The following is a 7,088-nucleotide window of genomic DNA, read 5'->3' on the forward strand; positions in this document are numbered from 1 at the left end:
CAATATTTTCCAGTAAATGGTTTAATATCTTACTGGGTTTCTTAAGTATTGTCTTTTTTAGGTATTGGTTGGCTTACAATTTCCAATTCCTTAGATTTTGGTACTTGACATATTACCGCAGGACTTTATCTTTTGTCGTTGAGTCTTCTAATCTAGTAATTATAATGTTATTCATCTTCTCTTCTGTTATCGTTTTCATTATAATGTATATGCTTAAAAATTTAAATGTCTATACTAATTTTCGCTTTATACAAATAATAGTTGGTGGTAATAGAGGTTTTATGTCCTATTTTAGAAAGGTAGGTAGAATTAACTTGCTAGTGTAATTTTTTGCGCAATTTGATATTGGATTGTGGTGAGGTGGGAGTTTATTTGCGGTTTCAAATCTTTTATTTGCGGCTTTTACCTCTTTATTTGCTAGTTTTGGCATTTTACTTGCAACTTTCATACATTTACTTGCAACTTCAACCCTTTTATTTGCGACACTCGCACTTTTACTTGCAACTCCCACACTTTCACTTGCGACACTCACACTTTTACTTGCAATCCCCTCCTTTCACTTGCAACTCTCCCCCAATTCCCTTACACCTCCATCAACCCAAAACCCAACAATCTTGAATAAAAAACCGGAATTAAGTATATCTTCGGAATTGTCTGCATTTCTTAGAAGTAACAGATTTTCAATTAAAGGGGGACTAAATGGTGGGGCGACATTCGAAGAAATTAATGGTGGTAGAGGCGGTAAAGGATTGGGTGATGGATGGGAGAGTGAAGCCCGGGGAGCGGATTTATTCGGAGTATGAGCTTTCTAAACTGTTTGATGTAAGCAGGAATACGGTTCGCCTAGCGATTGGAGAGCTTGTGGATGATGGGTGGCTTTATCGGGAGCCGGGTGTTGGCACTTTTTGTGGGGAGCCTTTTGCTAGTAAAATAGGTGATAACCGAACAAATGGGAAGAATATTGGGGTGATGGCAACGTATATATCCGATTATATTTTCCCATCAATCATTCGTGGAATGGAGAGCTACTTAAAGGTTAGAGGCTACTCCTTAACAGTAGTTTGTACGGAAAATGATCATGCCAAAGAACGCCTATGTATTCGGAATCTCCTTGATTTGAAAATGGATGGACTTATTTTGGAGCCTACGAAAAGCAGTCAATTTAATCCCAATATGGACTATTATCTGGAGCTGGAGGAACGTAATATTCCGTATGTGATGATTAATCAGTTTTATTCGCAGCTTTCTCCTTTTCATTTCATCATGGATGATGTCAAAGGAGGATATATGGCGACAGAGCATCTGATTAAACTTGGTCATGGACAAATTCTAGGCATCTTTAAATCGGATGATTTGCAGGGAGTCAATCGGATGAAGGGCTTTTTGCAGGCGATGCGAAATGGGAAGCTTCCGATTGTTCCGGAGCTTATGGTAACCTTTACTACGGAACAATTATGTGATGATTTTGAGGAGAAATTGTTGAATACGCTTACAAACAAAAAGACGATGCCCACTGCAATTGTTTGTTACAACGATTTCGTCGCACAATCTACTTTAAAGGTTTTACAAAAATTACAATTATCCGTACCAGAGGATGTCTCTCTTATCGGTTTTGATGATTCTTCTTTAGCAGAAGAAATAAACCTAACAACCATTGCTCATCCCAAAAGCCGTATGGGAATCGATGCCGCAAAATTCATTATTGCAGTAGTTGAGGGCAAAGAACTCGATTCATCAACTATTTATGAACCAGAATTAATCGTACGTTCATCGACCGATGTCATCAATAAGAACAGATCCGCCGTGTTTTGACACATGCGGATCCTTGGCTACTATAAAATTACTTTTCCTATTAATCCACTGATAATGCCTAATACAACAACGGAAAGACTGACAAATACGAGCACTTTCCTTGGGAAGGATTTAGCGACTATTAATAAGGAAGGCAAGCTAATGCTTGGCAATGTAATAAGCAAAGCGGCAGCTGGCCCTGCCCCAAGCCCCATCATCATAAGGGTTTGGATAATTGGGATTTCTGCTGCTGTTGGAATAACAAAGAGCATTCCAGCAATGGCAAAAATCAGAATAGCAATCAAACTATTAGACATGCTGTCACTTAATTGTGGGAAAATCCAAAAGCGTGCAGCTCCTAATATTAAAACAGATAGAACATACGCCGGAACAACATAAAGAATCATGCTTCCTAAAGAAGCAAGCCATCTTTTCATAAAGGAACGCTTATCCTCTTCGGCATCTTCTATTAATTTATCAACAGATACAGATGGTGTATCCTTTACAAACCGATTAGCGAGATAGCTAATGCCAAAGGTTAAAATTAGTCCAATCACAAGTCGTAATAATGTAAACTTCCAAGAAAGGACGAATGTCATAAAAATTAAAGTTGCTGGATTGATAGTCGGGTTTCCAATCCAAAAAGCTAAGCTTGCGCCGACAGAAGCATTCTTTTTGCGAAGACCAACCGCAACTGGCGCGGCACAGCAAGTACACATCATTCCTGGAATGGAAGCAAGTCCTGCAGCTGCTGTACTGCCAAAGCTAGTTTTTCCTAATACTTTTAACAGCCATCCTGACGGTAACAGCACTTGAACAAGCGATCCGAGCAGAATACCTAAAACTGCTGCTTTCCATACAGATTGGAAGTAGGCAACCGTATAACTTACTGCTGCACTCCATGAAAAAGAGTTAGAAATCTGATCTTGGAGAATCGAATCTCCAATAGAATGTGTTTGAAAAGAAAGGATCGCTTTATGATAATAAGGCCACCATTTCACATAAGTAAGACCAATTACTGTAACTACTATAAATAGAAAAGCGAACCAAAACGTTCTTTTTTGGCTTGATTGCTCCTCTGTTAACGTACTCATCTCTCTCACCTTCGTTATCATTAAATTAAGTGCGATTAAATTATATCATATATTTATTTTTAGACACTCGAAAAAGATTTACCCTCCTTTTTTTCCCATCCAATCTACATAGCATGCATTGAGCTTCCCATTGCTTTATAATAGATAATGAAACTTATAAAAAAAATATTTATTTTACTAGAAAGAAGGTTGGTGTCATATGACACAGTCTTATTCCGTTAAACTTACATCTTTATCTTCAAAAGGAGGCTGCGGCTGTAAAATTGGGCCTGCTGATTTATCTGAAGTAATTCGTACACTGCCACCAGCAGAAAAAAATCCAAATCTTCTTGTTGGCTTAGATACAAGCGATGATGCTGGCGTATACAAACTTACAGATGATTTAGCGATTGTCCAAACAGTTGATTTCTTCACACCGATTGTAGATGATCCCTATTCATTTGGACAAATTGCTGCGGCAAATGCCTTAAGTGATATTTATGCAATGGGCGGCAAACCACTAACTGCCTTAAATATTGTTGCTTTCCCGATTTCTGTATTGGAAAAAGAAATTTTGGCTGATATTATGCGCGGAGCCGGCGATAAAGTGAAAGAAGCTGGTGCTACACTTGTCGGCGGTCATTCGATTGATGATAAAGAGCCTAAATTTGGCCTTGCTGTCACTGGTACGATTCATCCAGATAAAGTACGTACAAATGCCGGTGCTAAGCCGACTGATAAATTAATTTTAACTAAACCAATTGGTGTCGGCATTTTAACTACATCGATTAAAAGAGGCCTTTTGACAACAGAAGAAATTGAACGTGTTACGACAGTTATGGCTACACTGAATAAGAAGGCGGCAGAAGTGATGGAAGCTTATGAGGTGCATGCTTGTACAGATGTCACTGGATTTGGACTTCTTGGACATGCTTCTGAAATGGCGAAAGGAAGCAATACCACTATTAAAATCGCATCCAAGCAAGTTCCTGTCCTTCCGCGCGTAAAAGAATTAGCACAAGAAGGCGTTATTCCTGGTGGAACGAAAAATAACTTTGCACATTTAGAAGGCGATGTAACGTTCTCCTCTGAATTGGATGAAATCGATCAATTGATTTTATGCGATGCCGTTACTTCTGGTGGATTGTTGATTTCCGTTAAAGGCGACCAAGCAGATGCATTGCTGCAAGAATTAGTTGGCACTGGTGTAGAAGCTGCCATCATTGGCGACGTCACAGAAGAGAGCCCTGGTCATATTTTTGTTGGGTGAGAGAAAGGCGGAGCTACCTTGTTTCAAGATATAACGATTGAACGATTATTTGAATTACGGGAGAAAAAAGAATTTTCTTTAGTAGATGTTCGCTCTCCTTCTGAATTTAACGAGCATACGATTCCTGGCAGTATCAATATCCCTCTTTTTACAGATGAGGAAAGAGCAGAGGTTGGGACTCTTTATAAGCAGGTAAGTGTGGAAGCGGCAAAAGCTCGCGGTTTGGAAATTGTGTCTGCAAAACTGCCTGCTTTCATTCAGTCATTCCAAGAATTATCAAGGGATGTAGTGGTCTTTTGCTGGCGGGGCGGCATGCGCAGTAAAACAGCAGCAACCGTTATTGATTTAGTGGGCGTTCATAGCTACCGCTTGCAAGGCGGTTTCCGAACGTATCGCAGGTGGGTTATCCAACAATTAGATGCAATGGAAATGGCTCAGGAAGCAATTGTCTTAAACGGCTATACCGGTTCCAATAAAACGGTTATTTTACAGCATTTAAAGCAAGAAGGACTTCCTGTATTGGACTTGGAAGGAATGGCCAATCATCGCGGCTCCATCTTTGGACAAATTGGACTCAAGCCCCATAATCAGAAGACTTTCGACTCCTTACTTGTCGGCGAAATCGAAAGGCTTCCTGCTTCTCCTTATTTTTTAATGGAAGGTGAAAGCAAACGGATTGGCAAAGTACTGCTGCCTGACTTTCTTTTGAAAAAAAAGGAGGCTGGCCTTCAGCTATTTATTCATATGCCAATCGAGGAGCGAGTTCAGCATATATTGGCTGGCTATTCTCCAGCCAATCATCATGATGAATGTGTAGAAGCATTCCAATTAATCAAGCGGCGCATCCACACACCCGCGGCTGCTAAAATGGAAGAAGCTCTACAGACTAGAAACTATGCTGAAGCTGTTGAATTGCTGTTAACCTACTATTATGATCCGCTCTATGAAAGAACGGCTTTACAATATAAAGATGAGCAAACGATCGATTTATATGTGCAAAACACAGAGGATGCGATCATCAAAGTGAAGGAACTGTGGCAAAAGAAGAGTCGGACTTCAGCGAAGAGCGAAGTGAACTAATTTAGAAACTTTGATTTTAGAACTGGCTTTATTACTTGTTATTTTGAACAAGTGATAAAGCTTTTTTTGGGTTTTGAGGGTGTGCGTGTAGACTGGAGAATGAGGGAAAGGGATCTTGCAGTTGTGATTAAATGCAGAGTCGGTTCGGGTACCGTTTTGTGGTTTTACTTCTAATTTTGGAGTCGGTTCGGATAGAAATTTGGAATTATGGCTGGAAACATTAAGACATAAGCAAAACCGAGGGAAGAGATATTGGGATATCAGCCAAAATTGAGGGTTTATCAGCCAAACTTCAGCACTTTTCAGCCAAACTTAGGATTTTTCAGCCAAAACACTGCTCTTTTCAGCCAAAACTTGGGATTTTTCAGCCAAAACACTGCTCTTTTCAGCCAAACTTGAGGGTTATCAGCCAAAACACTGCTCTTTTCAGCCAAACTTGGGATTTTTCAGCCAAACTACTGCTCTTTTCAGCCAAAACACATAACTTATCAGCCAACCACCAGCAACTAACTAATTACTCCCACACTCACACCACAAATTTCAAAAAAAAACACCTCTCAAATGCAGATATCCCTGCACTCAAAAGGCGTTTCTTTCTTATAATACTTTGATTTTATCTAAATCAGCTTTATCAAGCACTTGCTTCATATATTCAAGAATTTCTTCTCTCATTTCATCACGTTGTAGCGCGAATTCTAATGTTGTTTTTACGAATCCTAATGTTTCGCCAACATCATAACGATCTCCTTTGAAATCATATGCAAATACGCGTTGAATTTGGTTTAGTTGTTGGATAGCATCTGTTAATTGGATTTCTCCGCCTGCACCTGTTTGTTGTTTTTCTAAGTACATGAAGATTTCTGGTGTTAACACATAGCGACCCATGATTGCTAAGTTAGATGGAGCTGTTCCAGGAGCTGGTTTTTCAATGAAATTATTAACCTGGTATCTTCTTCCTTCGCTATCGCTTGGATCTACAATTCCGTAACGATGTGTTTCATTGTCCGGTACGGATTGAACACCAATAACAGAAGCATGTGTTTCTTCATATTGTTCAATTAGTTGTTTCAGGCAAGGTGTATCGCTTTGTACGATATCGTCACCAAGTAAAACAGCAAATGGCTCATCTCCAATAAAGCTTTTCGCACACCAAACAGCATGTCCTAATCCTTTTGGCTCTTTTTGTCTAATATAATGAATATCTGCTAGATTAGAGGAATATTGAACTTTTTCAAGCAATTCAAATTTCTCTTTATCACGAAGATTTTGTTCTAATTCGTGGGCGTAATCGAAGTGATCTTCAATCGCTCTTTTCCCTTTACCAGTAACGATTATAATATCTTCAATCCCAGAAGCAATTGCTTCTTCTACAATATATTGAATAGTAGGCTTATCGACAATTGGTAACATTTCTTTCGGCATTGCTTTCGTTGCTGGCAAAAATCTAGTTCCGAGTCCAGCGGCTGGAATGATCGCTTTCCTTACTTTTTTCAAGTTATTTCCTCCTTTAGGCAATTCGCTTTATGATTATACCATTTTTTTGCTTAAAAGGAACTCCCATCCGAATTTCTTTTTTTGTAAATTATTAGTAAATTCAATAGAATCGTTCTATATTAAGTTGAAAAATAGAAATAATTTAGCAAATATGTTCTTAATAACGTACATCTATCATATCATTATATAGTTTCCTTGAACCTGAATTATTCATAGAAAATCATTAATTGGTTACAATCGTTATTCCAATAAGCTTTTTTGTTAAATGTTAATTCACTTGATAAATGAAAAAAGAATCCATTTCTGATAAGGTTAAAACAACGACGAAATAACCACAGAAAGGATTCTTATAATGGCTACTTTACCGCAAATTACCCTTG

At 38.7% G+C, this 7,088-nt stretch carries 7 protein-coding genes; 3 read left to right on the forward strand and 4 right to left on the reverse strand.

The window, feature by feature from the left end; genetic code table 11:
* Nucleotides 1–286: 286 nt before the first annotated feature.
* Nucleotides 287–532 (reverse strand): hypothetical protein, encoded by a 246-nt coding sequence (locus QQZ16_RS22310; RefSeq protein ID WP_031539516.1) that lies wholly within the window; start codon nt 530–532, stop codon nt 287–289.
* 170 nt (nt 533–702) lie between these two features.
* On the opposite strand from QQZ16_RS22310, the gene QQZ16_RS22315 reads away from it, so the two are divergent.
* A complete protein-coding gene (locus QQZ16_RS22315) occupies nt 703–1,812 on the forward strand; it encodes a GntR family transcriptional regulator (RefSeq protein ID WP_446715482.1) in 1,110 nt (369 codons plus the stop codon).
* Between the two features lie 20 nt (nt 1,813–1,832).
* Here QQZ16_RS22315 and QQZ16_RS22320 read toward each other — a convergent pair whose 3' ends face one another.
* Nucleotides 1,833–2,906 carry a permease gene (locus QQZ16_RS22320; protein WP_284561795.1) on the reverse strand — a complete coding sequence of 358 codons (1,074 nt, stop codon included), beginning with the start codon at nt 2,904–2,906 and terminating at the stop codon, nt 1,833–1,835.
* A 178-nt stretch (nt 2,907–3,084) separates the two neighbouring features.
* Here QQZ16_RS22320 and selD point away from each other — a divergent pair, with 178 nt between their 5' ends.
* Together selD and mnmH are read left to right on the forward strand one after the other, a co-directional pair.
* Nucleotides 3,085–4,134 (forward strand): selenide, water dikinase SelD, encoded by a 1,050-nt coding sequence (gene selD, locus QQZ16_RS22325; RefSeq protein ID WP_031539508.1) that lies wholly within the window; start codon nt 3,085–3,087, stop codon nt 4,132–4,134.
* Nucleotides 4,135–4,152: 18 nt separating this feature from the next.
* A complete protein-coding gene (gene mnmH / locus QQZ16_RS22330; RefSeq protein WP_284561796.1) occupies nt 4,153–5,214 on the forward strand; it encodes a tRNA 2-selenouridine(34) synthase MnmH in 1,062 nt (353 codons plus the stop codon).
* 302 nt (nt 5,215–5,516) lie between these two features.
* Here the strand turns inward: mnmH and QQZ16_RS22335 are convergent, their stop codons facing one another.
* Nucleotides 5,517–5,648 (reverse strand): hypothetical protein, encoded by a 132-nt coding sequence (locus QQZ16_RS22335; protein WP_284561797.1) that lies wholly within the window; start codon nt 5,646–5,648, stop codon nt 5,517–5,519.
* Nucleotides 5,649–5,811: 163 nt separating this feature from the next.
* Nucleotides 5,812–6,708 carry a UTP--glucose-1-phosphate uridylyltransferase GalU gene (galU, locus tag QQZ16_RS22340; protein WP_031539504.1) on the reverse strand — a complete coding sequence of 299 codons (897 nt, stop codon included), beginning with the start codon at nt 6,706–6,708 and terminating at the stop codon, nt 5,812–5,814.
* Nucleotides 6,709–7,088 lie beyond the last annotated feature (380 nt).

It is taken from the genome of Bacillus sp. T2.9-1, assembly GCF_950097965.1.
GTDB classification, from domain to species: Bacteria; Bacillota; Bacilli; order Bacillales; family Cytobacillaceae; genus Niallia; species Niallia hominis.

Excerpts from the sequence above, each read along its gene's own strand:
- selD (WP_031539508.1), top strand. The coding sequence starts at position 3,085 with ATGACACAGTCTTATTCCGTTAAACTTACATCTTTATCTTCAAAAGGA.
- QQZ16_RS22320 (WP_284561795.1), bottom strand. The coding sequence starts at position 2,906 with ATGATAACGAAGGTGAGAGAGATGAGTACGTTAACAGAGGAGCAATCA.